We start from the raw sequence: 26,486 nt of genomic DNA, 5'->3' as shown, positions 1-26,486 counted from the left end.
AAATAAGCTAAATTACCGAAAAAAATAAAAAATTGTATAATTTACATAACATAATACAATATAAGGAGTATATTATGACTAAAAAAATAAAAAATTTATTATTATCTTTAGGAACTACAACAACAGTATTATCAGGAATGGCTTTTGCTATTTCTTGTGGAGATAACACAAAACCTTTAACAGATAATTCAACTGATAAAAAAGAAACAGATTTTTCAAAATATACATTAGAATTTGAAAAAGAGAAAGTTTCTGCAAAAGAATTTGTAATTTCTTTATACTTGAAAGACGAAGCTGGAAATTATGTAGAACTTTCTGATAATGCAAAAACATTTTCATTAGAAGTAAAAGAATTAGATGAAAATGGTTACTTAAAAGCAAATGGAAAAACATTCACAACAACTTCTAAATTTGTCGGAACAGAGACAAAAACAGTTGAAGGAAAAACTGCAAAAGGTCAATTTTCAGACACTACACAAACAAATGACAAGGAAGCGAGTGTTGAAATTCCTACAAGAACATTTTCATTCCCTGTTCACTATGAATTTGCATTCTCTAAAACAGAAGTAGAAAATAAAACATTAAATTTAGAATCACTAGGTATCTCATCACTTAAATTTGGTGATCAAGTAGTAGAACTAAAAAAATAATAAATTAAAAATTATTTATATGTAGTTATTTAGGTAAAATAAAATATAGAAATAACAGAATATTGTCTGTTATTTTTTTTTTAATAAAATACAAGTATAATTAAAAATTATAAAGGAGTTTAAATGTCGCAAAAAGAAGTAATTATTTTAGTTGGAATTATTATAAGTCTATCATTAATAATCTCTATTATTGCTTTTAGTATATTTGTTAAGTTTAAATATATAAATAAAATATCCAAACAAGAACAGATAGGTATAGAAGCTGAAAAAAACATTAATTTATTTTTAAAAAATTGAGCTAACCAAAATAATTTTTTCTTTATAGAAAGTAGTTTATATAAGTATGGAGAAAATAAATTATTTGAAGTTGATGGAATATTACTAACAAACAAAGCAATAATAGTAGTTGAAATCAAATCAATAAACGGAATAATAACAGGAAATGCAGAAGAAAATAATTGAACTAAAACTTTAGGAAAAAAAACTTTTACTATAACTAATCCTGTTTATCAAAATGATAAACATATTTATCATATAACCCAAATGTTAAATTATAAATTACCTATTTTATCTTTAATAATTTTTTCAGATAGAGCTGAAAAATTAGAAATAGAGAATAATATTTCTCACGTAATAATTACGAAAGAAAACAACCTAAATCAAATATTATTTGATATTAATACTTCTTTAGAAGAAAAAATAGACAAAAAAACTCTGTTAGAAATTAAAAGAACAATAGAAGATTTTAGAACTAATGATAAAAAAGATTATTTAACACTTAAATCTTTTGGAAATGAGTATTAATGTTAAAAATCGAGTCAATAGTTATAGATGGTATAGAGGTAAAATTTAAACTATATCCAGCTCTTGTATTAGAAAATAATATTAGATGAAAAGAAGGGATAATAGAATTCCATCCTACAAAGAAAAGCATAGAAGACAATTCATGGCAAGAAGAATTAAAAACTTATTTTAGAAAAAATAAAGATTTTTGTTTAAATTATTCAGGTGAAGCAATAGATATAAAAAATAAGCATTTTTACTTATTTGGAGAAAAAATTAATTTTGAAATAATTGAAAAGATTAATGAGTTTATTTTTAATTGTGAAAAAATAGATGTTTTAGAAAAAAGTTTTAATTCGTTAAAATTACTAGAAAGATTTATTAAAAATTTTTGCGAACAAAGGCTTTTTAGATACTTAATTTATAGAACTACTGAATTAGAAAATCTTTTAAAAGTTGAGAAGAGAAATAAAATAATTTTAAAAAAATTTAATTCATATTGAGGCAGAAATAGTTTCACACAAAACACAATTGAATATGCTTCTAGACTTTTTCCTTTTTCTCAAGAAATAATTGATTCTATAATTTATCATGAATTAGTTCATTGTTTTTTTCCTCATCATAAAAAAGATTTTTGAAATAAACTTTATAATTATGTTTCAAAAGAAAAATACGAACTATACTCAAATAAATTATATTTTGGAGTTTTTAATTAATATGATAAAAGAAACTTTATATTTATGTGGACCTACTGTTTATAATCATGTTCATATTGGGAACATGAGATCTTTAATGTATTTTGATATTTTAAACAGAGTTAAATTATTTAATGGAATTGAAGTTAATTATCTTCATAATATTACAGATATAGATGATAAAATAATAAATAAAGCTATAGAAGAAAATAAAACTGAAAAGGAAATTAGTGAATTTTACTATCAAGAATATATAAAATTGTTTAGTTTATATAACATTAATTTTCCAACAAAAATTATAAAAGTTACTGAAAAAATAGATTGAATAATTAATTATATTCAAGAACTTTTAGATAAAAAAATAGCTTATAAAAAAAATAATAATGTATTTTTCGATGTAACTAAAAATCCAAAATACGGCGAAATTTCTAATAGAAAATTAGAAGATATGAAAAATGAAGAAGTAAATGAATATGATAAAAAAAATATTCAAGATTTTGCTTTATGAAAAGAAACTAATTTAGGTATTAAATTCGAAACTCCATTTGGAAAAGGTAGACCAGGTTGACACACAGAGTGTGCGGCTATGATTTATTATTACTTTGATAAAAAAACTATAGATATACATGCTGGAGGAATAGATCTAATATTTCCACACCATGAAAACGAAAATGCACAACATTTTTCATTAACCAATTCTAAAATAACAAAAAAATGAATTCATTCAGGTTTTTTAAATAAAGATGGAACTAAAATGTCAAAATCCATTGGAAATATTTTGCTAGCTAAAGATTTTATTACAAAATTTCATCCAGACACTTTTAGACAAATTATTTTAACTACAAATATTACTTATCCAATTGATTTAACAAACGATATAATAAAAACAAATGAAGATAAAATTAAACAATTAAGAAAAATCAATTTTTTATTACATACAAAACAAACAAATATAGAAAAAGAAATTAATCAAATAAAAATAAAAGAATTAATAAAACTAATATTAGATAAAAAGAATTCAGCTTTTAATAAAGAACTAAATACTTTATTAAAAGAAAAAGATTATGCAAATTTAATTGAAGTTCATAAAATATTAGGTTTTTCTTTTGTTAATGAGAAAATAGAAAAAGAAGATTTAAATATGTATTATCAATGGCAAAAATATAGAGAAAATAAAGATTTTCAAAAAGCAGATGAGTTAAGACAAATTCTTGTTCAAAAAGGGTTAATATAAAGGAAAAATATAGCAAAAATTAATTTTTTCAGCAATGATTAGAAAGGGAAAAATGAGAAGATTTATATGTGGGAAGAATTCTGTAATTGATGCAATAAATAATAATGTTCCAATAATTGAGATTTTTACATCAAGACCAGAAGAAATTTTAAAGATTACAAAAAGTATTAAAATAAATAAAGTAAATGAAGTATTTTTAAATAATCTTGTTAAAGAGAATCACCAAGGTTTTGTAGCAGAAATACAAAAAATAGAATATTATGATATTGAAACTATTTTTAGAGATAAAGCAGAAAAAATATTAATACTTGATCATATAAAAGACCCACATAACTTTGGAGCGATAATAAGAACAGCAAATGCTAGTGGTTTAAAACATATAATAATTCCAAAAGATCGTTCAGTTGATTTAACAGATACAGTTTTAAAAGTGTCTTCTGGTGGATTTGTAAATATGAAATTTATTAAAGTTAATTCTATAAGCGCCTTTATTACAAGATTAAGAAAAGAGCACTTTTGAATTTACGGAACAACTCTTAGTAAAAATTCTATTGAAATCGATAAAGTAAATTTTAATTACCCATTAGCAATTATAATGGGTTCTGAATCGAATGGTATTTCAAAAAGCGTTGAAAAAATGACTGATCAAAACATATACATTCCATTAAAAGGTACTGTTCAATCATTAAATGTTTCGGTAGCAACGGGAATTATTTTATTTAAACTTAAATAAGGAGAAAATGGATCTAGATAAAATAAAATTTATAAAATTTCAAGAAGTAATTATTGCAGCATCTAAAAATGTATATAGAAAATTTAATGCAATACCTTTAACTTGAGAAGATATTTATTTATATGGCTTATCGATAATAGATGATGTTATCAAAATTGCACTCAAGAACGATAATACTCATCATATTAATGGCCTAGTTTATTCTATTATGTTTAATAAACTAATGGCTTATGCTAAAAGTTTTACAACTAATAACAATAAAATCTTGAATTATTCCATAGATTTTGAAGATGGAATTTTGACAAAAATTTCTAACGAAAATAATAAGGAATTATTTTATAAAGAAGATTGCGAAAAGTTTTTTAAAAAATATAATCCTAAAGAATTAGATATTATGAATTTATACTTTATAGAAAAGAATTCTGTTAAAGATATTTCTAAAAAGTATTTTACAAGTTCCTTTAAAATTAAAAATTTTTTGAATTCTGTAGTTCAAGAAGCTAATGATTATTTTAAATAACAAAAAAATAATATATAATATTTATTACTATGTCTAAAGAAAAGATTACATTGGCTTGTGAAATTTGTAAAGCAAAAAATTACGTAAAAAACAAATCAATTACAGAAAGATTATTTGTGAAAAAATTTTGTAAAAAATGTAATGTTCAAACTTTACACAAGGAAGAAAAATAATGAAAGAAAAAAAACTTAAAAAAAACAAATTAAAAAAATATTATTTTAGAAATTGAATGAAAGAAATTAAAAGAATAAAATGGCCGTCTCAAAAAGATGCTACAAATAATTTTTATTTAATTCTTTTATTTGTTACTATTTGTTCAATAATATTTTTACTAATTTCTTTCGTTGCAACTTGAATTTGAAATTTAATAGGAGTAGGAATTTAATAATGGATAATAAAGAAAATTTTAAATGATATATGATTTCGACTATTTCCGGAAAAGAAGAAAATGTTATAGAGTCTTTAAACAATAGAATAAAATCTGATTTTTTAGATCATTTATTCGAAGAAATAAAAATATTCGAAGCACCTCATCTAACTCAAAAAGAAATAGAAAAGAAAATAAAAGGACAATCATTCGTTCTAAAAAAAGAAAATTTATACAAAGGTTATATTTTCGCAAAAATGTTAATGACTGACGAAGCTTGATTTATTGTTCGTAATACACAGTATGTAACAGGATTAGTAGGTTCTTCTGGAAAAGGAGCAAAACCGACTCCGGTTTCTACAAGAGAAATCAAAAAAATGTTCGAAGCAGAGAAAAAGGCTTGGGCAAAATACGATGCAGGAATAATAGACTCACCTTTTACAGTCGGTGCACTAGTTGAAGTAGTAGATGGTAAATTTTCTGGAACAGAAGGAATTGTTTTAGAAAATGATGACAAAAAATTAGAGGCTTGGGTAGAAATAGAAGTATTTGGAAGAAAAACACCTACTCGTTTTTCTTATAATGAATTAGAAGTTTTAAAAAAATAATAAAATAGTGTGTTTTGTGAAAAAACACACTTTATTTTTTATAACTTTAAAAAATATATTTCAATTTAATGTAAAATAATATAGTAATAATATATCACGGCGAGAGTTTTTTTAGCGCTCTTATTCGCTAACTTACAAGTATATTTTACCGTTAAAAAAAATTAAGTCAAGTAAATTTTTAAAAATATTTTTATTTTTTTTATTGATATATTTATATAGTTATTTTTAAATTCTAAATATTATTATTTTGTTCTATGAACTTTCTATTAATGTGCTAATATTTTATTGGGGGTTTTCTTCACCCCCGCATCTCGTTCGTTTTTGGATGCGCTTTTTTAGTGCGTAATAAATTTTGGTATAATTACATTTATTAGAAAAAAAAGTTTTTAAATAAATTTTTAGCGTCTGTTTATTTATATAGTTTTATAGATAAGCAATATTATTAAATATATAACATTAATTTTAGCGCCTTTAGGGCGCTTTTCTTTTTTCTTATTAATAAAATTATTATCTCGCTTATTTATGCGCCTTAAAATGCTCTTTTTGGTGCTTTAGCGCAATAATTAATAAATTAATAGAATAATAAAAAGTCCGCTCTCTTGCGGGCTATCTTTTTTACTGTTTTTCCTTCTAAATTATAGTATAGAAAAAGCACCGTTGTTGGTGCTTATAATTTATTTTCTAAATTTTTGTATATTTCGCCGCGACTGTCTATATCAACAACCATAATTAATAAATCGTTTTCTATTACTTTAAAAACTGCTCTATAATTACCAATTCTTGCTCTATATGCTTTTTTCTTGCATTTAGTTAAAAGTTTGACGTCAAATTTTTTGGACGCTAAGTTCTTTTTGTTTTCTGCTAATCTTTCAAAAAGTTTCATAAATCTTAGGCCATATGCTCCGTTTTTTCTAATAAATTTTTTAGCGTCTTTTAAATAGATAACATTAAAGCCCATTTTCTTTTTTTATTCTTTCTATTTCTTCGTCGCTAATATCTAATTTTCCGCTTGCGTATAATTCTTCATATTCTTTTTCTTCTTCTTCGTCAATCGGACCGATGTATTTTTCTAAATATTGCGCTAAATCTAATTTATCATCTTCTCTTATTCTTATTAGTGTACTTTCTCTTAAGAATTCTGAAAAACTTTGTCCACGCTCTTGCGCGTTTATTTTAATTAAGTCGTAATCTTCTTCTGATAATGTAATAGTTTTTCTTACTGTCATTTTGCTTTTCATTCCTTTCATTTTTTTATATGTATAATATGTATCATACATACTAATATTATAACTCCACAAAAAATAAAGTCAAGCAAAAAGTTAAAAAAATTATATAAAAAATTTACTTACCGCAAAAAGATTTTACACTAATAATTTAGCGCTTTAAAGGTTATTCGCTGTTTATTATATTAATAAACTTTAGCGCCTTTTCTAAGGTCTTTAAACTAATAAGTTTTAATTTTTTATTACTTAATAATTATAGCAAAGTATTTTTAAATGTTTCAAAAAAAAAAAAAAAAAAATGTTTTGATGCTCGTTATATTTTTATAATTTAGCTAAAGCATTCATAACTCTAACTAATTCATCTCAATCGCCATTTTCTTTCAGCAATTCATCAATTGGTTTACTTTCTTTGTCTATTGCTTCAAAAAATTCTGTTAAAGTCATTTTTTTTGATTGATCTTCCATTTTAAAACTCCTTTTATAACTTTTATTAAATTATACCGAGAAAAATTAATTGCTTTTGCCTTGAAAGTTGGAGGTTGATTTGTTGCTTTTAAGGTCTTATGCTGGTGGTTGTTCTGTTGGTGTTGATATTCTCTGCAGGTAGTTGTTGTTTTAAGTTGTTGAAAATTGTTGGCAGTTCTATTATATTATTAAAGTTTTATGCCGGTAGTCGTAATGATATGAAAATATTTTTTTTAAAATGAAAAATAAATTCTTAAAAAACATAATATATAGGGGGGGGTGTTATAAAAAAATTTAAATAAACAGTCTACCCCACACGCCCTACCCGATCACGCATTTTTTCTGAAAATTTAAGGTCTTAAAATTCAAAATTCGATACACCCAAAACCGTTGTTTGCTAATTTATTGAAATATTCAAAAATTCAAAAATAGAATAAACTATATACTTCAAAAACATTAAAAAAGGGCAAAAAATCACCCTAAATTATACTTTTTATTTAAATGTTCATAATTGTTCATAAAAGTTCATTGTTTTTCTTTAAATTGTTCAAACTTTTTACCAACTTCACCATTATTACGACTGAAAACCCCTAAAATTGCTAAAAAACCTGAACTTTAGACCCCTAAATTAGAACATTAGACCCAAAAACTAGAACGTTTTAGCCAAAATCCAGAACATTTTACATAAAAATTAGAACGTTTTTACCCCTAAATTAGAACATTATTTTTAAAATCTAAAAAATTTTCATAATACATACTATACATACAAATCAAAAAATAACAGAGAAAAAATGTTCTAGTTTTTTAAGAAATCGTTCTAGTTTTTCGCTCAATCGTTCTAGTTTTTTACGAAATCGTTCTAATTTTTGCCAACATTTTTCAGCTAATGTTGTTATTTTACCCCTTAAAATTCTAATGTTGCCAAATTTTGTCATTTTTTCACTAATTTTTAAATTCTAAATGTTCATAAATGTTCATTTAATAAAATATTACTTTTTTTGCCTATTTTAAGGCATTTTTGTTATTTATATTTTTATTTTTTCTTATTTTTTACAATTTAAAAGTTCATAATTATTCATTAAATGTTCATAATTATTCATTATTTTATTTTTTATTTATTAATATTTATATATAAAAATATATATTTATAAAAATAACTATAAGTAAATTATATAAAAAATTTATAAAATAATTTTAAAAATAAAAAAATTAAGATAAAAAAATAAAATAAAAAATTAAATTCAAAAATTTTTTTAATGAACATTTATGGACTTTTAATTCAAACTTTCAAAAATTCGCAATTTAAGACAGAGAACAAAAACAGCATTCAAACCAAGGGCGGCAGCGCGCCACGACTTTCAAGCATAACCAACTTTCAAACGCCCTTCAAAAATTTTTTAAACTTTTGCTACCAACTTTCAAAAATCCACGATATCATTAAAGCAGCAAAAAAAACCATGCTCCAAAAAACCAGAAAAAATTTTTTAACATTTGCTAGCAACCATTGAAAATTTGTGATATGCTTAAATTAGACAGTGTTAGATATACCAAGAAAAAATACAATGGAGCAGTTGATGGAATACAAAAACAAAATTGAAATAGAAGCATTACGTAACGAACTAAAAAAGAAAAACCCCGAGATAGATTACAACGACTTTACGCAAAGCTTAATGTTCGCAAGTATAGACGGACATATTACAAAACTTAAGCATTTAGAAAACATCCTTTCAATTTGAGAAAAAAAAGTAAAACCGCAACGTTTAGCAACTTTGAAAGCGGAGCAAAAATTTTTAGAGCAAGAAATAAAAAATTCTAAAGAACTTTTGGAAAATGAGTACGAAATACTAAAAGCGCCGGAATATAACAACATAGCAGAGAGTGAACAAAACGATAAGTATTTTTATACAACTCTAAAACGAACCATAAACGCATCGCAAAACGCAATTGGATTACTTTACAAGCGATACCACGCACTTATAAGCGAGAAAGCATCATTGGAAAGCAACAACGGAACAATAAGCATTGATGGAAATGGTAAAATAACCGTGAGCGACCAAGGACTTAACGAGATATACCAAAACATTAGAAACGAGATTTTGGGAACTATTCAAGTAAGTATTAGTAAAGAACGTTTAAGACAAGTAATTTTAGAAAACGCACTCGACCAAGAAGAAGATGCAGATTTTTAATACGCCTTATTGGGATAAAGTAAAAAACTTTTTCAAAGCTAATACCAACTGAGACGAACCAACGCAATACGCCCTAAAAGTATTTAATGGCGAGATTTTGGCAAGTAAAATGGTGATATACGCAACCGCAAGGCATCTTTTATTTTTATATCGCTCTAAAACAGAAGAAACCTTCCCTTTCATATATCAACCAGAAACATTTGAAAAGTTACAAAAATTCGCTTCAAAAATTATCATCCCGGAAATAAACCGCCCCTTTATTTTTACAGATTTTAGAAAATTTATAAGCGGCTTTGTTTTTGGCTGAACTTTCAAAGACGACACCGACAGTTTAATAACTAATGAAGTTTTTGACGTGGAAGCACGGAAACAATGAAAAAGCAGTTATTGAGCAATGATAGCGCTAGCAACAACCCGCGGACTATTAAAAGACGGAAAAAGTGAAGTTTATTTTTGCGGACCGCATAAAGACAGTAGCAAAATACCATATAACATAGCGCTTGGATATATCAAAAAGAGCAAAGAACTTAAGAAAATGTTCGAAAGAGCGAACAGTATAAGAATAGTCAGCACCAAGCAGGGAGAAATAAAAGCGCTCCCTTTTGATAAGGCAGGAATAGAAGGGAAGAACCCAAGTTTAGTAATTTTGACAGAATACCACCTTCATAAAGACGATACGATGCAAGAGAGTGCGAAATCATCTAAAAACCTTTCAAGGAAAAACCAACTTATCGTTTACGATACAACCAAAGGAAGCAACCGAGAAAGCGCCTGCTTTTATAGAGAACAAGACTATAAGCATTTTTTAGAACAGCAGATAGAAAACCCGGAAACTATTCATAAAAATTATTCTATTTTTTTATTTTGCGCAGAATTAGACGAAGAAGACTGAGAGCAATGAGACAACCCCGACCTTTGAAAGAAAGCAAACCCTGGACTAGGCATTACAGTTAGTTTAGACGACTTAAAAGACGAGCATAGCAAAATAACTTCATTACAAGCGCAAGCAGAATTTAAAATAAAACGTTTAGGAATTTGAGTAAATACGGGATTCGCTTATTTTGATTATTCATTAATAGCAGAAAGCCAAGAAGCAAACAAAAAATGGGTTGAAGAATACCTATCAAAAAACAACATTAAGGAATTAAACGCGCTTGTTGGATTAGACTTAAGTGGTATAAATGATACAACCGCTCTAGTTTTAAATTTTGAAATACCAAAGCAAGACGGAAGCGGCACCATTTATGTTTTTAAGGCGCATAACTTTATACCAGAAAATGCTATAGAAAAGAAAGAATTAAGCGATAAGGCGCGATATAGAGAGTGACATAAGCAAGGGCATTTATCAATATCAAAGGGCGACGTAATAGACTATTCAATGGTGGTCAATAAATTAAGAGAGTGGAAAGATAATTACAAAATAGAAAAGCTTCTTTATGATAAATGGAGATTTTTTACAATTAAGGAACACCTTTTAAAAACTAATATTTTTCATGAGAGCGAAATTCAGGAAGTAAAGCAAGGTGTTTATTTAAACCCCGCCTTTCAGCAATTCGAGGTAAAGTTACGGAATAAAGAAATTTATTTTTTAGATAATAATGGAATTTTAATAAACCATACCTTAAACGTAGAAATTAAAAACACGACCAGCGGAAGCGGAACATTTTTCATTAGAAAAGTAAATGAGAATTTTAGAATAGATGCTTTTATCGCGGCGCTTAATACCATAAGCGAAAGGCATAACGTGGCAAGTAAAGAAGTAGAAACAACATTTGATATAATAACAATTTAATTTATGATATAATATGAAAGCAGGAATAAAACCCTGCAACTATCAAAATTTTTTTTCAATTTTTTACATTAGTTAGGATAAAACCTTTCATAGACTAAACATTTTTATTTTAATGAAGTAATTTTGTTTTTCATTTATCTTTAAATTAATAACCTTTTTTCAACTAAACAATATTAGTTTCATTTATATATTATTTTCAGGGGAGCAAAAATGCTCCTTTTTTATTTTTTTAATTTATTTATGTTATAATATATTTATTAATGATATAGCAAAGAATAATACAAGACAGAGGAATTTTTGAGTAAGGTAATAGATAACATAAAAAAATTATTTAAACCAAGAAATACAACCGGAAACATTAATGGCTTTCGGGATTTTAACAATTCTCTAAATTATTCAACTTTAACCAACACCATTAAAACATTAAATGAGCAAGAATTTTTAACTTTTGGACTATTAGTAAGAGCGGTTCAATTAATAGCAAACGATATAGGAAAGGTCAACTTCAGACATTTAAAAGCAAACAAGCATGGAGAATATGAAAACATCCAAGAAAGCGAGATTGCTAAAATTCTAAACAAAAGACCAACCGCAACTTTAACGCCGTGGGAATTTAAAAAAATATTAATATGAAATTTATTACTTTATGGAAATGCTCCAATTTTCATTATTAGAGACGAAAGCGAAAAAATTAAGGAATTAATACCTATCTATCCGGACTATATCACCAAACAAGAAGAGAACGGCATAATTAGTTACGTATTTAAAAGCGGAAGCAATCCGGCAATTCTTTTAAGAGAAAAGGACGTTATATACATATCGTACGAACTAATACAAGGATACGAAAATTTAAGTATTAGAACACTTTTTAAAAGCACCATATCAAAAGTAAAAGAAAACGAGCTCGCTATGATAAACGCTATTAAAAACGACGTCAGTTATAGTGCCTTTATCAAAATAAGAGACGCAACCAATCAAAGCCAAAGAGAATTAGCAAACCAAGCGCTAAAACAGATGCTCGAAAACCATAAGAAAAACGGTTCCTTTGGAATAGTTATCGACGAAAAATGGGAAATGGGAAAAGCAAGCGAAATAGTAAACATGCGGATTGACTTTCAAACCCGAAACGCTTTAGGAAGAGAATTCGCAGCATCTTTGGGAATACCACCAGCAAAACTAGGAATAGACGACCCGAACAAATACAACAGCAGCGCAGAACTAAACCGGGCATATATCGACAACTCTTTAAAACCGCTTTTAACCAACATAACACAACGCTTCACTTATTCGCTTTTAGAAAACGAGCAAGAAATAATAACTTTTAAAACTTTGGACTTATTAAGTATAGATTTAAAGAGCATCCAAGAATTCGCATCGAGCGCAATTAATAACGGATACGCAACGGCAAACGAAATAAGAGCACTAATTGGACTAGATAAACACCCTGATGGCGACTTTTTACTAGCAAATGGAACCTTAACCCCAGTAAAAGTATTACAAGCACAATATAATAACCCACCAGAGCAACAAAAACCCCCTTTAAAGCAACAAGAAAGCGAAAGAGATACAAATACACCAGAAACAACTAAAACCCCTAAAAAACAAAAAATAACGAAAGGAGACTAAATGGAATTTTTAATTTTATCAAGGACAAAACCAACGGTAGAAGAAAACCCGCAAGGAGCAAGAAAAAAGAGAACATTAGAATTAAGTATTGAACTCGAAAGTTGGTCGCCAGTTTATGAAAAAGCGGGAATAAAATACAGAGAAAAATTAGACGCAAACATTTTTGACTTTGAAACACCTATAGAATTACAAAACATAAATTCTTATTTAGACCATAAAGTAAGCATCGAGCACCTTTTAGCAAGCACAAAAAATAAAACAATGAACGTGCGCAAGGAAAACAATAGAATAATCGCAACAATAGAAGTGGACGAAAAGAACAAAAATTTAAGAAGGGTGGCGGATTTAATAGAACAAGGTGTAATAGAAAGCAATAGTTTTATTTTTCAATCTTTAGACTATTCTATAAACGAAACACCAGAAGACAAAGACGTAGACTTGGAATTTATATACAAGAAGGCAAAACTAATTAGCATTGACCCAGTATATGAAGGGTTCTACCCGCAAGACAAATGCAGAGTTTATAGCAAAGACAACAAAAACATTTTAGAAATTATGGAAGAAAGGAAACAAGAGATGACACAAGAAACAAAACAAGAACAAGTGGAACAATTAGAAGAAAGAGTGGCAAAACCAAAAACAGAAACCGAAAGAGAAAAAGAATTAGAACAAGAATTAATTAAGACCATGGAAAACAACCAAAACAACGAAGCAAGATTGAAAGAATTAGAAAAAGAACTTGCAACTATTAAAGAAGAAAATTTAGAACTAAAAGACAAGCAAGAAAAAGAATTAAAAGAAAGAGAGAAAATGATGGAACACATTAAAAACGAAAACCTAAAAACAATCAACAATGAACCAAAACAAGACTTAAGCGAATTAAGAGCCAAAATGAAAAATGGTAAAACATTAAACGAAAGAGAAAAAATAAATTTATACAACGAAACATTAGAACACTTAAACAACGACACCATTAAAGAAATAGAAGTTATCGACAGAGAAGTGGCAAGAACATTAGAAAAAAGAGCGCTTGACGGAACAACAAACCTAAAAGGGCTGGCATTAATCGAAACACACGATATACCTGGAATTTTAAGCGAATGAAACGCGGTGTTCCCAGAATATACAGAAGCAGCGCAAAAGTTTACTTTAACAGGACTTGACGAAATTACAAAAGCAGTTTACGTGGCAGATAAAAGAGTTATAACAAGCATCGCAGAAAACGCAGAATCAACAGACTTTGGTGGGCAAACTTTTAAAGTAAAATTAAGACCAGAAAGATACAGTGTAAAATTGACACAAAACAACGCCTTATCTCATGGAGATGAATTATGATTGAAACAGATCCAAGATGCTAAAAACGGAATTATTAGAGCTTTACGTAAAAAATTCTATGCAGGCATTTTTACACACGCAGGAACAGCAATGCCTACAGACGGAACATATACTGGTGGTGTAACACAAGAAGCTAAATTCTTAACAGAAAACACAAACGCCTTTACTTTCAACGATATCGATAATTTAGTAAAAAGCGTAGAAGGACAATATGGAGAAGGAGCACTTGACGGATTTATTTTAGCAATGCACCCAGATACTTTAGCAAAATTAGAAAAACCGTTTTTAAATAATACAACCGCTTCATTTATTAATGCGGTATATAACCCAATTACTAAAAAATACAGAGGACTCCAAATTTTAACAAGCACAGAATATACAGACAAAGAAATAACTAAAGGAAAAAAACCAGCCTTATTATTTAATAAAGCAAGCGTGTGCGTTTATGGACTTTCTTTCGTTATCAATGAAGACCAATACACAGACTTAAGCAAAGACGCAACAAATAGATATGTAAAAACAAGGGGAGAAATTAAATTAATAGACCCTTATATTAACTCAAGATTTATAGAGGTAAAATAACCCTCTATTTTTCTATTTTTAGTAACTTTAGAAGGGAGAATATATGTACCCAAGCGAAGAAATATACGATTGACTGGATCAAATAAAAATAAATTTATCTATAGCAGATAATCAAAGAGACGAAATTTTATTAGACTATATCGAAATAGCGCATGAAAACATATGAACGCAATATTACGAACTAAAATTAGACGACTATGGACAAATACCAAAAGAACACCCGTGGGCTTATGATTTAAAAACTAAATTAGCAACATTACACCTGGCGGCAATATATTTTTCAAACCCAGACACAACCAACCAAGCAAAAGACGTTATCGACGAAAGAATGTTATACAGAATACTAGGGGGCAGAATTAGTTATGCACAGAATGAACAGAATAAATAGCAGAAACTATAAAGAACCCTTTTTATTAATCAAGGTAAAAGAACAAAACGCTATGGGAATGTTATCTAAAAAACATTATTATTCTAAATTAATATACGCTTCAATCATACAAGACAACAACCAAACCATTCAAGGAGAAACAAGAAGCGACAACGAAAAACTATCTATTAAATTTTTAAAAACAGACTTTGCTATTAATATAAATGATATGGTGTATAGAAATAAAAAAATATACATAATAAATTCTATTGACAGCGATCAATTTAATAAGCAAGAGCAAAAAGTAATAGCGACATTTTTAAGTAATTATGAAGAAGATAACGACTTAAAAGAATATATTGACGGAATAGAAAACGACGCATTAAATAAAGATTTTAAAGTTTTAAATTTAATGCAAGCAACTTTAGAAAAACACGAGCAATTAATCAAAGAATTACAAGACGAAATTAAAGAACTAAAAAATGGCAGATAACAACGAACTTTTAAAATTAGACTTTGACGAAAATGAAGCAAAAGATTTTTTTGAAAGTAATATTGCCACTCCTTTCAAACTCATTAATTTACAAAAAGCAATAAACAGCAGCGAAAGCACAAAATGATTTAGAAGCAAAATAGAAAAAATTAAAAGAAGGGCGGACGAATTAACACCGGATGGAAGTTATGGAAACTGGAAGCGAAACAACAAAAGAACCCATAACAAATTAATAAAACAAACCACCATTTTTGAAAACCCAAAAATTAGCAATAACGCCTATAGAACTTTTTTCTATGGAATAGACTGGACAAAAACCAGCAGAAAAGACAGACAAATATACGCAGCAGTTTTAGTGGGATACAGACGAGTAAACTTATTTAATAGAGATTTAAATATAAAAGCAAAGAGCAGGACACCTTATTTTAGATATAGTAAACCTGGAGCAAAAAGACAGGCACTATATAAAGCAAAAAAAGAAACATACGACCAAAGCAAAGAACAAGCGAACTTTTTAAATGAAGTATATAAAAAAATATTAAAGAAACAATTTAACGAAAAGGGGATAGAGACAAATGATACATAATACAACTTTAGAAAATGAAATGGCTTTTAAAATATACAACTATCTAAAAAAGCAAATTAAAACATTACCGCAATTTTGATATCAAGTTATAGAAGAAAATAGCAACAATAACGACGCCTTATTATTTATGCAAACAAGAAAGCAAGAAAGACAACCATATTTTTCTAATGAAAATTTTAAATACATAAATTATCGTATTTATTTAATTAGAAACAAAAACCAACATATCGAACAACTCAAGCAATTAGAACAATTAGTAATATACCTTCAAAAAATTAGAGCAGTAGAAAACGCAAATTTTATTACTAAAAAAATAAATGGAGTTGTAACAGATGAAGGGGTGGATAAAAGTTTTCAAATAGAAATAGACGAACCAACAATAGACAACGAAGGGCAAAGTTATTATTTAGATTTTGATATTTTAATCGAAAGAAAAGAAACAGAAAAGGAGTAAAACAATGTTGAAAACAAACGCAGGGAATAAGCTTTTTATAGCAATAGACCCTTGAAACGTAAGCACACAATTAACTTATGAAGAATTAAAATTTATAAGCGAACTAAAATACAACTATAGCAACAACAAAGAGGACAGAAATTACTTTCACAATAAAGGGAACACCACAAGTATTACAACTGGAGCAACTCATTCTTTAAGTATTACAATCGATTTTGACGATAAGAACACACTCCATAAATATCTTTTAAAACTATTATTAGGAGACGCTCAAAATTTAAACGGGCAATATATCAGATTGGAATTACTTTCTTTACCAGGAGAAACAGAAAATAAAAAAATAGTAATAAGTGGAAAGTGCACAATCAACTTTAAGAACCACTTCCCAAGCGGTAACCCAAACGAAATACAAAAATTACAATTAGACTTGATGCCTCAAGACGACAACTGAACAACAGCAGAAGAAAACAGATAAAAAAATAAATTAAGGGAGAAAATATGAAAATAAAAAATATAGAAGAATTAATAGACTTAGAAACCGAGAAGGTATTTAAGGTTGGAGAAAAATTAAAATTTAACATCCAGGCAAATGTTAGAGCACTTTTTAGCTTTCAAAACTTTATGAAGGCAAACCCGGAATATACACAACCAACGCCAACATTAAGCGACGCAGCAGACTGGAGACTTTTAGAAATTATTTTGGGAGAAGATAACGTAGACAACTTTTTAGAAAAAGTTATTTATAAACTCCCTTTACCGCAAGCACAATTAGTTATGCATCAATTAATAGACTTTTGACTAGAAGAAACTATAGGACAAATTGATACAACTAAAGCGCCGGAAGAAGATAAAAAAAAGTAACAAGTTATATAGATTTTAATAATGATTTAGAAATGATTTTAAGCGCCTTTAAAAAGACTTTTAACATAAACCCCCAGGAATTACTAAAGATGCCCACAAAACTATTTTTTGCTTATTTTAAGGATATAAGCGAGGATACTATGCTCTCTAAAGTTATTAAACTCAGGCAAACACCAGACGCAGAATTAAGCATGGAGCAATTAGCACTAAAGCGGGAATATAATTTAGATAATATATCAAGGGAAGAATACAACAATAACGCAATAGCGCAGTTTTCAAAACATATTTTAGAAAGGAGAAAGTAGATGGCAGCAAAAGTATTAAACGCACAAATTGGAATAGGACTAAAAGCAAAAGATATAAATAAAAAACTAAACCAAATACAGCGAACAATTCAAAACAGGATGCGCTCAATTAAAGACTTTATGGTTGCGGCAAAACTCGGAAGTTATATCTTTGCCGGAGCAGATAAAATGATACAAGAATACAGCGCAAAGATGCGGACAATCGCCAACTTAAACGAACAAGGATTCGGGAGAGAATTAAGCGAAAAACTTTTTACTTTATCAAATAACTTTGAAAAACTCGGATATAGCGCAGACGCAGCAAACGACAGCTTCACGCAATTTATAACAACCGGAAAAGCAACAACATTACAAAGTATAGGAATTTATTTAGATAATAAGACCAAAAGCACTTTAGCAGCAGCAGACGCGCAAGAAAGACTAAACTGGATACTTTCTCAAGGAAACAACAAATTAAAAGAGCAACAAGACGCAATGCCAGAAAGTATTAGAACCATGGTGGAATTAAGAAAGAACACAGAAGATGCGCAAAAAGCAATTGGTCAAGGATTTATGCAAGCATTAAGCGGCGTGATAAATATGTTAGGCGGAGTAAGTAACGCCATGAAATTAGCGCTTGCCGCTATGGTAAGTTATAGAACTGGAATAATCCTTTCAAACATAGCAATAGGGATGTCCAAAGCAATAGCACAAGGCGGACTTTTTGGACTAATCGGAGCAGGAGTGGTAGCGGTAGGGGGACTCGCATCTATCGGAGCATTACTGGGAACAAGTATAATTGCTGGAAATGCTTTATCAAATACAGGAGGCAAACAAGAAATACCACAAGCGCCAACAATAAGCGCACAACCCATAGAAATTAATATTACAAGCGACCGCTTTGGAAACCAAATAACAGAGAGAAATGGAAGCAATACGGGACGACTAAATGGACGTTAGAAAATTAAGCAAGAATTTAAAATTGATAATCAACGGGGACGACAGATGGGCGTTTAATAATAAAATTCATTTTTCTTATCACGTTACAAACTATAGCAAAGTTATTATTCATAACGTTATACACAAAGACATTTTGGAAGAAAACTCTCATTTTATAAACCACCCTTATCTTTCAAACATAGACACCTTTTCTTTGGCAACTATAACCAGCAACGATAAACCAGTTTTTACTGGAATAATAAGCAGTCAGGGACGTTATTCTTTGAACCCAAAAAAGATAAAAGACAGCAGTATAGAAATAGTAGATATACGTTATTGACTTAATAAAAAGACCCCTGCAGATATAGTATTTAAGAACATACCACCAGCAAGAGCGCTTCAATTATTTATAGATGCTTTAGAAGAACCAAAAATTAAAGCAGGAAAATTAAGTTTTTCAAATAATACAAATATAACCGCATACGATACAACAAGTAAAAGTCCATACTCAATTTTGAAAGATATTATAGCAACTCAAACAAGATCATTTTTATATTTTTCTCAAAATGAAAGCGGAGACTTATTAATTAATTTTGAAAGCGAACACGACTTTAAAAGCAAAGAAGCAATAGAAATAACAGAAAATAACTGGAGCGAACATAAAATTTTAGATTTAGTTATAGAAGAAAATACAGATAACTATTTTAATAAAGTAAGACTAGAAAGCGAAAACATAATAGCTAATAAACCATTAGAAGAATACTTCACAATTAGTAATACAACCAAAAGCATATGAACCAGCGAACCAGTGGAAAAAGTAGTAATTAAAGAACAAGGATACAAAAATACGTATTTTAATATAGAGAACTCAAACAAAGAAAAAGAGCTAATCGTATTAGAGAAAAAAGACTATTCAAAGGGCAAAGACTTTCACCTTTATTATAAAAGGGGAGACAATGAACTAGTTATAAATCCAGAATGGGACAGAGAAAGCGTAGGAATTTATTTTTCTTATTACTCCAAGAATAAGCAAGCAATAACTTTAGAAAATACACAAGAAATAAGCAGAATAAACGCTTTAAATACTTTTAGCGGGGATGTATACAAATACGAACAAAATAACGACATCTCAACTTTTAGCGACTTATTTAAACAAGCAGAAGGGCAATTACTAATTAATTCAACACCAAGGCGGGAATTAAAACTTTCAAGCGCTAAAACAATATTAAACCTGGGTGACGTTATAATTTTAAATTATGATATACCAAAAATAGATGGACGTTATATAGTTATAGCATACGAAGGAACATATACAGGTTCAACCGGAGAAACATTAATAAATTACACTTTAAGAAATGGACTGAACGGCGATACCTTAATAAACTTTTACGACAGCACAGACTATAAAATTAATCCATTCTTTGAAGAAAACCAAGAAACTATTTTATATAAATATAGAGACAAAAGCAATCATTTAGCAATTAAAAACAAACTAAACGATAACAAAGATTTTAGGACTTTATCAACAAGAGAGAAAGCAAAAATGGTAACCGCTTTGCCTTATGTATATAAAAAAGAAATAGTAGAACAAGAAGTATTAGAATATTCAAAGAAAGAAACGTTCAATAATTTATTATTATCAGAAGAATAAAAAAAGGCGCATAAGCACCTTAAAAATTATCTCGCCACTATTTTATAGTTTTTTAATAATATACCACCAGAAACCAAAGAAACCGACAAGGATACACTAAAGAAAGACCCCAACAATCCATTAATCAAATTTATACGCGCATTTTCAAGGTATTCAATAAGTTTTAAGAAATAATTATCGGCATCTTTAGCATAATTATTAAATTTTTCAAAAGGTATATTTTTAAGGCTTTGAAGTTTTGTAATATCATCCGCAGATATTTTATTACTTTTATTATTAAGTATAGAGGAAATTAAATTAGGCAATTCACTTTCAAAATAATCTCTATTATTAAGCACACTAGAAGAAAAGGGGTCTAGTAATTCGAGAACATATTTATTTTTTAAATTACCGAAATGATACTCATTATAAAGTGCCGTATCTTTAATATTCACAAGAATTCAAGGAATTAAAAAAGAGAATGCAATAATCAAAGATAAACCACTAATAATTAATAATCTAAACTTTTTATTTTCTAATAATTTTAAAAATTTTTTCATAAATAAATTATACCAAATTACAGATAAAGGAGAAAGTATAAATGGCAAGAAGCAGAGAAGAAATAATAAACGCAACAAACAAACACCCAAATACATTACCATGGGTGGAATCGTTTTTCTATTACATAACAGCACCAACCAAAGAAAAAAATAAATATAGTTCAATACACGCTTGGCCTTATTCAAGGTGATACGAAGGAAGAATTGAAAGATATCATCCAAAAGAAAATTACCAAGAAGCAAAATTTAAAAAAATAAATACACCCCTTTTTATCGAAGCACTAAAACATAGTGAAATAGATATTCAAGGAAAAAACGCAAGAATTTTAGACATAGAAAGAAACCTTGAAAACAATTTAGAAATTAAGGGGAGATATTTTAATAACGACAGCATTATAACATTCTATACAATCAACCTTCAAACCGAAAGCGCAAATGGAAGAACAAGGGAGGAACGTTTTTCATTTATAGAATTAATCTCAAACCCTTTTAGCGACAATCCTAAATTTAATTACGCATTCGACGAAAGCATAGAAAACAAAGGGCAAAGTAAAAATTATTCTTTAGAAATTTTGAAAGTAAAAAGACTAAGAACTGGCTATTACTTTTTAATGGTAAAACAAAACTGAACCAGCGGAAAAGACAGGGGAAAAAGTAAAAATTACTTTATAAAATTAAACGACATAAGACCAACAGAAAACGGACAATTAGACAGAATAATTTTTCAATTTAAACAAGAAATAGAACAATGAAACTGACTAAATAAAATAAATAAAATAGATTTTAATGAAAGTTATAGCGACGAAAACTTAATTGACATAATAATAAGCACAACCGACAACCTTTTATGATACGGACAACTAAATAGCGCACTGGTGGGGCAATCTCAAGGAGAATGGAAAAATACAGGATATATTCGTTTAAATAAATGAAGTGGAAGCATAGATGCAGAGACGGGAGCAATAACAAGTAGTACCAACCCAACTATCTTTAGCGGAATAAATAATTTAACAATAACCACCTTAAGTAAAACAATCAATAAAAAGAAACATTTTTTCGGAAACATAGTGGTGGCAACTAATGAAACATCCTCAATTAATCAAAGCGAAAACGAAACTCAAAAATTCGAAACGGTAATAGAAACAGGCGGCAAAAATAACTATAATCTTAAACAAGCATTCGAAACCGCTTTTAGCACAATCAAGCAACCAAACAGCAATATAAACTTTATAAGCGGAAACACAAAAATAAAAATAAAAACCAAGAACCACCACACTCTAAAATATCAAACCGGAAGTGGAGCAGGAATAAATACTCTTGGATATCTCGCGACATACAAAAGACCTGCAGAACAAGAACAATTTATAGAAATTAATTTAGATTTTGAAAGAACTAAAAGACTAATTTTAGAAAACCCAAACTTATTACACGAAAACAGTTTTAGAGTAGTATATGAAGATAACAGAATAAAAGTATATATAGCAGACGAAATAATTAAGCATGAAATAGCAAACTTTAAGCTGGCAGAATTAAACGCAAGAGAAGAAACCAAAACAGGAGAAGAATTCGAAGTAACAACAGAATACATAGAAGTGGCATCAAACATAGCATATACACAACTTACAAAACAAGGACAAAGCGAAGTGTATAAAATAGTTATAAGAGACTTTGAAGAAACCCCAAACAAAATAATCTTTGAAAAAGATAAAGTAATACAAAACATCCAAGACACTAAAGAAGCATTAGTATTAGAAAATAATGAAGTATACTTGCCAGTAAAACAACGTGGGCAATGAAAAATTTATCTTTTTGATAATAAAACACAATTAAGCGAGGATAATTTAATAATACCAACTCCAGCAAAAGAAACAGGAACATTAGGATATGGAGTGGAAAAAATAACACTTTTAGGAATAAAAGAGACAGAAACAAGCAAGGCATCGCTTATAGCTTTAATTAATCAAAATAAGGCAATAATCTTTAGTTATAATACGCATCACAACCAACCTTTAGAATTTTGAAGTTATTTAGAAAACGACTGCTTTTTCGACCACAGTTACGCCAGTGGACATAAAGAACAAAATATTTTTAAATTATTATTTTTTAAACAAGAAGGCAACCAATCAACTTTTAACTTTTTAAATATTAAATATGATGGAAAACCTTTTAACTCAAACAATCAGCCGTTTTTATATAAAAGATACCAAGATATCAATTTAATCAATCAAAGTTTTAATATATCAAGCGCTCAATCTAATAATCTTTTTTGAAATGGAAGAACAAGAGATATTAATGTATTAGATAACAAAATAACATTTAGTTCTCATATCAAAAGCAACGCCTTAAATATCAACCAAGACAACAAAAAAATAAACGAAATACAATGGATGGACAATAACGGTAACATTGCCTTTAGATACCAAGATAACTTTATCAAGGGCAAAAATGAAAACATCCAACTAAATTATCATTTAAACGTAAGCTGACAAGATGATAAGGACAAAAAAGATAACGACCATTTAGCAAGAGAATTTGCAAAGCTTTTTATAGATCAATCTAATATAGATATTTTTAGACGCTCTCATATTAAATTCACTTTTGAAGATGAAAACGGAACAATCAAAACAAAAATTCTAAACGTAACCCACGACCACATTAGAATAATAGAAAATTCTTTATATATACCAATTTACCTAATTTTAAAAGAAGCGCCATACTGGAAAAAATACCACTCATTTTATTATGGGGATAACGATTTAAACATATGAACGGAAATACCAGACTGGGAACCTTTAATATTAGAAGCAAACCAAGAAAGCAGAATCTGGGAATTAATTTTACCTTTAGAAATAGAAATACAGGGAGAAAGATAAGATGGCAAAAATAACCTTCAATAATAAAAGAAATTTTACAACAGAGACATTTAGGGGAGAAGAATTAGACCAGATCATAACCGCAGAAAATATCAATGAAATAAAAAGCGTTGTAAACGATAACGAAACAACTTTAGCTAATTTAAAAACATACGCAGAATCTCAAGCAAACGACCACAACGAACGCCTAAATTCTTTAAATGGTAGTATAAACAGCTTAACAACTAAAACAAACGAAATAAACACCTTAAAACAAACAATAACAACCCTCACCGACAGAATACAAAGTTTAGAAAATAGAAACAACTCAAGCAGTAACCGTCCAACTTTAAGTATAAGATACCAAAGAATAATCACAGACAGAGAAGTTAGTTTTCAAACATACGACTTAAGAACCTCCAACAATGGTGGAAATTATATGATAAATTTTAGCGCTCCTTCACTTTCAACAGGAGAGAGCATAGACTATTATTTAATAGCAGTAACGCCTCAGATAAAAGAAAGAAGCGACTTTGGTGGATATAGCAAGAATGCAACCGCCAGATTTATCTTTGAACCAATCGAAAGAAATAACAGTTCGCAGATTTTTAACGATACGCCAGAAACTCAATGTATAGCGGTAGTAAACGCAACAGACAGAGACCATACAATAACTAATATTTTAATCAATCCAGAAAGTGGCGGCTTTATGCTTAAGGCATCAACCAATACAATTTATAACGGAACGGCAATCCCTAATTTTACAATGCGTTTTAAGGTAAGTGTAACGGCAAAAATAAGGAGGATAACGTAACATGATAACAGCATTGATAATTTGGATATTAACAACAGTAGACGCAAGCGCGGAACGTTTAGCAGATTTATTACCAAAAATAGAAGATATAAAAACAATCCACGCATTACAAGAATTAGGGGTCTATTCTTTCTTTGATACGCTCGGAAAACTTAATAAGGCGGTATTTTGGCTAGTTTTAGCAATCGAAGGCGCAATAGAATTTACGCTTTTATTAAAATATCTGCCAATCTATTTATCTAAAAAATTTGAAAGAATTAGAAATAGAAGTATACACGATGCAGAAATAATCAAAGCAATAAAATACAAACTAGAAAACAACATCATATTAACCAAAAAAGAAGAAAAATTTTATTTTAAAAAAATAGCTAAAAAGGAGAATAACAATGGCAAAAAATAAATTTTTATTATTAACAACATCAATAGGAGCAATAACATTATTAGCGCCAACAATTATTAGTTGTAAAGCAGTAGAAAACGGAAAAAATATTTATAACAAACTCAAGGAAAAAAACAAAGAAAAAAAAGAAGCAAAAGAACAACCAACAACACAAGAAAACAATAAGCAACCACAAGCAACAAGCGAAACAAAATAACAAGGGGCAAAAATAAGAATGTTTAGATGGATACAGAAATTAAGTAATAAAACTAAAAGCATTCTTTTTATCGTTTTCTCTCTTTTATTTATTCTCGCCTTATCTTTATTAATTAGCGCCATAGCGCACGATGGAATAAATGAATTTGCAAAAATATTTATATTTTACGAAAAGCAACCAGTGGAAGACGAAAGATGAAAAGAATTCTTAAGATACGCACAAGAACAGAAATTAGGCGCAGAACATATAGAAAAATTAAGAGATATTTTTGGCGATACGTTTTATATAACAGTAGAGAAACAAAATACTATAGGGTTCGCCAGTTTTAATTTAGCAATGATTTTATTAATGTTTATTTGTTTTATGTTTTTAAGTAGTTTAACCTATACAACTTTAAGAGAAGTAATGGTTCGTTTAACCAGTTTATACCATGAAAACGTTATAGACCAAGCAACATACGATCCAATCATGGAGCTATTAAAGAAAAGCGAAAGAAACCAAGCAAAACAGATAAATTTAACAATCGACCCAGCATTATTAAACGCTAAATTGGAAGAAATAGAAACAGAAAAAGGAGAATAAATAAGTGCACTTTTTAGATAAGTTTATAATTAAGCAAAGGCCATTAAAAGCAATCCACAAACGTATAATAGTTTTTAGCGCTATATTCTTTGCTTTCTTTATCTCGACGCTCATTATTTTATTTTTACCATTTAAAGACGGAAGCGCAATTGAAAACATTATTGACGAATTTTACAATAAAAAATGAAATAGTAAAACCATCATACAATTACTTTTAGGAAGCTTAACCTGGATGCTCATAATTTGAAATTTAACATTAAGGGTGATGGATACAATTTTATACAAAAAGAAAAAAAGAGCATTTGAAAGCGAAATGCTCAAAAAAGGAATTGACATATCATGTAACGAAAGAGGGAATATGAAATTAACATTTAAACAACACGAACAATACGTAGAGGCAACTTTAAATAAAATAATAAATGCTTGTATAGAAATAAAAGAACCTTTAAGGGGCGCAATCATTTTCACAATTAGAGAAGTTTTAGAAAATATTAATGAAAACAGAAGAAACAAAATAGAAAAGATAAAAACAGAATTAAATAACTATGGAATTAACACCGAGAATCCATTAATCTCAAGAGCATTAAAACAGATATAAAACTATCTAAATATGTTATAATTTATTTTTATTCTATTTATCTATGAAGCGCCAAAGAGCGCTTTTTT

The 26,486-nt window shown here is 28.4% G+C and carries 32 protein-coding genes; 28 read left to right on the top strand and 4 right to left on the bottom strand.

Going from position 1 to position 26,486, the window contains the following annotated elements; translation table 4 throughout:
- Positions 1-74: 74 nt before the first annotated feature.
- From NX772_RS03135 to nusG, 9 genes are all read left to right on the top strand, one after another.
- The gene (locus NX772_RS03135; protein ID WP_027123099.1) at positions 75-650 is read left to right on the top strand and encodes a hypothetical protein; all 576 of its coding nucleotides are present in this window, start codon (positions 75-77) and stop codon (positions 648-650) included.
- 123 nt (positions 651-773) lie between these two features.
- Positions 774-1,454, top strand: a complete 681-nt coding sequence (locus NX772_RS03130) for a nuclease-related domain-containing protein (protein ID WP_027123098.1) — start codon at positions 774-776, stop codon at positions 1,452-1,454.
- Entirely contained in the window at positions 1,454-2,149 is a 696-nt protein-coding gene (locus NX772_RS03125; RefSeq protein ID WP_027123097.1) for a YgjP-like metallopeptidase domain-containing protein, read from the top strand. The genes NX772_RS03130 and NX772_RS03125 overlap by 1 nt, the downstream gene beginning before the upstream one ends.
- Before the next feature lies 1 nt (position 2,150).
- The gene (cysS, locus tag NX772_RS03120) at positions 2,151-3,362 is read left to right on the top strand and encodes a cysteine--tRNA ligase (protein ID WP_036450021.1); all 1,212 of its coding nucleotides are present in this window, start codon (positions 2,151-2,153) and stop codon (positions 3,360-3,362) included.
- 52 nt (positions 3,363-3,414) lie between these two features.
- Entirely contained in the window at positions 3,415-4,095 is a 681-nt protein-coding gene (rlmB, locus tag NX772_RS03115; RefSeq protein WP_027123095.1) for a 23S rRNA (guanosine(2251)-2'-O)-methyltransferase RlmB, read from the top strand.
- 7 nt (positions 4,096-4,102) lie between these two features.
- Entirely contained in the window at positions 4,103-4,615 is a 513-nt protein-coding gene (locus NX772_RS03110) for a hypothetical protein (RefSeq protein ID WP_027123094.1), read from the top strand.
- A 29-nt stretch (positions 4,616-4,644) separates the two neighbouring features.
- A complete protein-coding gene (gene rpmG, locus NX772_RS03105) occupies positions 4,645-4,788 on the top strand; it encodes a 50S ribosomal protein L33 (protein ID WP_027123093.1) in 144 nt (47 codons plus the stop codon).
- Positions 4,788-5,000 carry a preprotein translocase subunit SecE gene (gene secE, locus NX772_RS03100; protein ID WP_027123092.1) on the top strand — a complete coding sequence of 71 codons (213 nt, stop codon included), beginning with the start codon at positions 4,788-4,790 and terminating at the stop codon, positions 4,998-5,000. The genes rpmG and secE overlap by 1 nt, the downstream gene beginning before the upstream one ends.
- A gap of 2 nt (positions 5,001-5,002) precedes the next feature.
- Positions 5,003-5,590 carry a transcription termination/antitermination protein NusG gene (gene nusG, locus NX772_RS03095; protein WP_027123091.1) on the top strand — a complete coding sequence of 196 codons (588 nt, stop codon included), beginning with the start codon at positions 5,003-5,005 and terminating at the stop codon, positions 5,588-5,590.
- A gap of 667 nt (positions 5,591-6,257) precedes the next feature.
- Here nusG and NX772_RS03090 read toward each other — a convergent pair.
- The 3 genes from NX772_RS03090 to NX772_RS03080 form a co-directional block, all read right to left on the bottom strand.
- Complete coding sequence (locus tag NX772_RS03090; RefSeq protein ID WP_027123090.1) at positions 6,258-6,548, bottom strand: type II toxin-antitoxin system RelE family toxin; 291 nt, start codon at positions 6,546-6,548, stop codon at positions 6,258-6,260.
- The gene (locus NX772_RS03085; RefSeq protein WP_027123089.1) at positions 6,538-6,867 is read right to left on the bottom strand and encodes a plasmid mobilization protein; all 330 of its coding nucleotides are present in this window, start codon (positions 6,865-6,867) and stop codon (positions 6,538-6,540) included. The genes NX772_RS03090 and NX772_RS03085 overlap by 11 nt, the downstream gene beginning before the upstream one ends.
- A 267-nt stretch (positions 6,868-7,134) precedes the next feature.
- Entirely contained in the window at positions 7,135-7,278 is a 144-nt protein-coding gene (locus NX772_RS03080) for a hypothetical protein (RefSeq protein ID WP_156925606.1), read from the bottom strand.
- A gap of 1,535 nt (positions 7,279-8,813) precedes the next feature.
- Here NX772_RS03080 and NX772_RS03075 point away from each other — a divergent pair.
- The 13 genes from NX772_RS03075 to NX772_RS03015 all read left to right on the top strand — a co-directional run bounded on the left by NX772_RS03075 (position 8,814) and on the right by NX772_RS03015 (position 20,437).
- Positions 8,814-9,467 (top strand): hypothetical protein, encoded by a 654-nt coding sequence (locus NX772_RS03075; protein WP_156925605.1) that lies wholly within the window; start codon positions 8,814-8,816, stop codon positions 9,465-9,467.
- On the top strand, positions 9,454-11,259 hold the full coding sequence (locus NX772_RS03070) for a terminase TerL endonuclease subunit (protein ID WP_027123086.1): 1,806 nt from the start codon (positions 9,454-9,456) through the stop codon (positions 11,257-11,259). The genes NX772_RS03075 and NX772_RS03070 overlap by 14 nt, the downstream gene beginning before the upstream one ends.
- A 297-nt stretch (positions 11,260-11,556) precedes the next feature.
- Positions 11,557-12,885 (top strand): phage portal protein, encoded by a 1,329-nt coding sequence (locus tag NX772_RS03065; protein ID WP_084477558.1) that lies wholly within the window; start codon positions 11,557-11,559, stop codon positions 12,883-12,885.
- Complete coding sequence (locus NX772_RS03060) at positions 12,886-14,802, top strand: HK97 family phage prohead protease (protein WP_027123085.1); 1,917 nt, start codon at positions 12,886-12,888, stop codon at positions 14,800-14,802.
- 43 nt (positions 14,803-14,845) lie between these two features.
- On the top strand, positions 14,846-15,190 hold the full coding sequence (locus tag NX772_RS03055) for a phage head-tail connector protein (protein ID WP_027123084.1): 345 nt from the start codon (positions 14,846-14,848) through the stop codon (positions 15,188-15,190).
- Positions 15,165-15,662, top strand: a complete 498-nt coding sequence (locus NX772_RS03050; RefSeq protein ID WP_156925604.1) for a hypothetical protein — start codon at positions 15,165-15,167, stop codon at positions 15,660-15,662. The genes NX772_RS03055 and NX772_RS03050 overlap by 26 nt, the downstream gene beginning before the upstream one ends.
- Positions 15,652-16,248 carry a hypothetical protein gene (locus tag NX772_RS03045; RefSeq protein ID WP_027123082.1) on the top strand — a complete coding sequence of 199 codons (597 nt, stop codon included), beginning with the start codon at positions 15,652-15,654 and terminating at the stop codon, positions 16,246-16,248. Before NX772_RS03050 ends, NX772_RS03045 begins: the two co-directional genes overlap by 11 nt.
- Entirely contained in the window at positions 16,238-16,702 is a 465-nt protein-coding gene (locus NX772_RS03040) for a hypothetical protein (protein WP_027123081.1), read from the top strand. Before NX772_RS03045 ends, NX772_RS03040 begins: the two co-directional genes overlap by 11 nt.
- Before the next feature lie 4 nt (positions 16,703-16,706).
- Positions 16,707-17,177, top strand: a complete 471-nt coding sequence (locus tag NX772_RS03035) for a phage tail tube protein (RefSeq protein WP_036449969.1) — start codon at positions 16,707-16,709, stop codon at positions 17,175-17,177.
- Between the two features lie 23 nt (positions 17,178-17,200).
- Positions 17,201-17,563, top strand: coding sequence for a hypothetical protein (locus NX772_RS03030; protein WP_027123079.1), 363 nt, complete (start codon positions 17,201-17,203; stop codon positions 17,561-17,563).
- Positions 17,564-17,571: 8 nt separating this feature from the next.
- Positions 17,572-17,868, top strand: a complete 297-nt coding sequence (locus tag NX772_RS03025; RefSeq protein ID WP_259429421.1) for a Gp15 family bacteriophage protein — start codon at positions 17,572-17,574, stop codon at positions 17,866-17,868.
- Positions 17,869-18,807, top strand: coding sequence for a hypothetical protein (locus NX772_RS03020; RefSeq protein ID WP_027123077.1), 939 nt, complete (start codon positions 17,869-17,871; stop codon positions 18,805-18,807). It begins immediately after the preceding gene.
- Positions 18,797-20,437 (top strand): hypothetical protein, encoded by a 1,641-nt coding sequence (locus NX772_RS03015; RefSeq protein WP_051542106.1) that lies wholly within the window; start codon positions 18,797-18,799, stop codon positions 20,435-20,437. Before NX772_RS03020 ends, NX772_RS03015 begins: the two co-directional genes overlap by 11 nt.
- A gap of 26 nt (positions 20,438-20,463) precedes the next feature.
- On the opposite strand, the gene NX772_RS03010 is transcribed toward NX772_RS03015, so the two are convergent.
- On the bottom strand, positions 20,464-20,976 hold the full coding sequence (locus NX772_RS03010) for a hypothetical protein (protein WP_027123076.1): 513 nt from the start codon (positions 20,974-20,976) through the stop codon (positions 20,464-20,466).
- A 41-nt stretch (positions 20,977-21,017) separates the two neighbouring features.
- Here NX772_RS03010 and NX772_RS03005 point away from each other — a divergent pair, with 41 nt between their 5' ends.
- Genes NX772_RS03005 through NX772_RS02980 form a run of 6 tightly spaced genes read left to right on the top strand, consistent with a single transcriptional unit; the run spans position 21,018 to position 26,418 of the window.
- Positions 21,018-23,849 carry a hypothetical protein gene (locus NX772_RS03005; RefSeq protein WP_027123075.1) on the top strand — a complete coding sequence of 944 codons (2,832 nt, stop codon included), beginning with the start codon at positions 21,018-21,020 and terminating at the stop codon, positions 23,847-23,849.
- 1 nt (position 23,850) lies between these two features.
- The gene (locus tag NX772_RS03000; protein WP_027123074.1) at positions 23,851-24,642 is read left to right on the top strand and encodes a YhgE/Pip domain-containing protein; all 792 of its coding nucleotides are present in this window, start codon (positions 23,851-23,853) and stop codon (positions 24,640-24,642) included.
- A 1-nt stretch (position 24,643) separates the two neighbouring features.
- On the top strand, positions 24,644-25,042 hold the full coding sequence (locus tag NX772_RS02995; protein ID WP_027123073.1) for a hypothetical protein: 399 nt from the start codon (positions 24,644-24,646) through the stop codon (positions 25,040-25,042).
- On the top strand, positions 25,029-25,238 hold the full coding sequence (locus tag NX772_RS02990) for a hypothetical protein (RefSeq protein WP_027123072.1): 210 nt from the start codon (positions 25,029-25,031) through the stop codon (positions 25,236-25,238). The genes NX772_RS02995 and NX772_RS02990 overlap by 14 nt, the downstream gene beginning before the upstream one ends.
- 18 nt (positions 25,239-25,256) lie before the next feature.
- The gene (locus NX772_RS02985; RefSeq protein ID WP_027123071.1) at positions 25,257-25,820 is read left to right on the top strand and encodes a hypothetical protein; all 564 of its coding nucleotides are present in this window, start codon (positions 25,257-25,259) and stop codon (positions 25,818-25,820) included.
- A gap of 4 nt (positions 25,821-25,824) precedes the next feature.
- Positions 25,825-26,418: a hypothetical protein gene (locus tag NX772_RS02980; protein WP_027123070.1), complete on the top strand. Its 594-nt coding sequence runs from the start codon at positions 25,825-25,827 to the stop codon at positions 26,416-26,418.
- The last annotated feature ends 68 nt before the right edge of the window (positions 26,419-26,486 follow it).

Origin of the sequence: Mesomycoplasma molare, from assembly GCF_024918955.1 — a bacterium.
Lineage (GTDB): Bacteria > Bacillota_I > Bacilli_A > Mycoplasmatales > Metamycoplasmataceae > Mesomycoplasma_A > Mesomycoplasma_A molare.
This window is presented reverse-complemented; position numbering and strand designations above follow the sequence as displayed.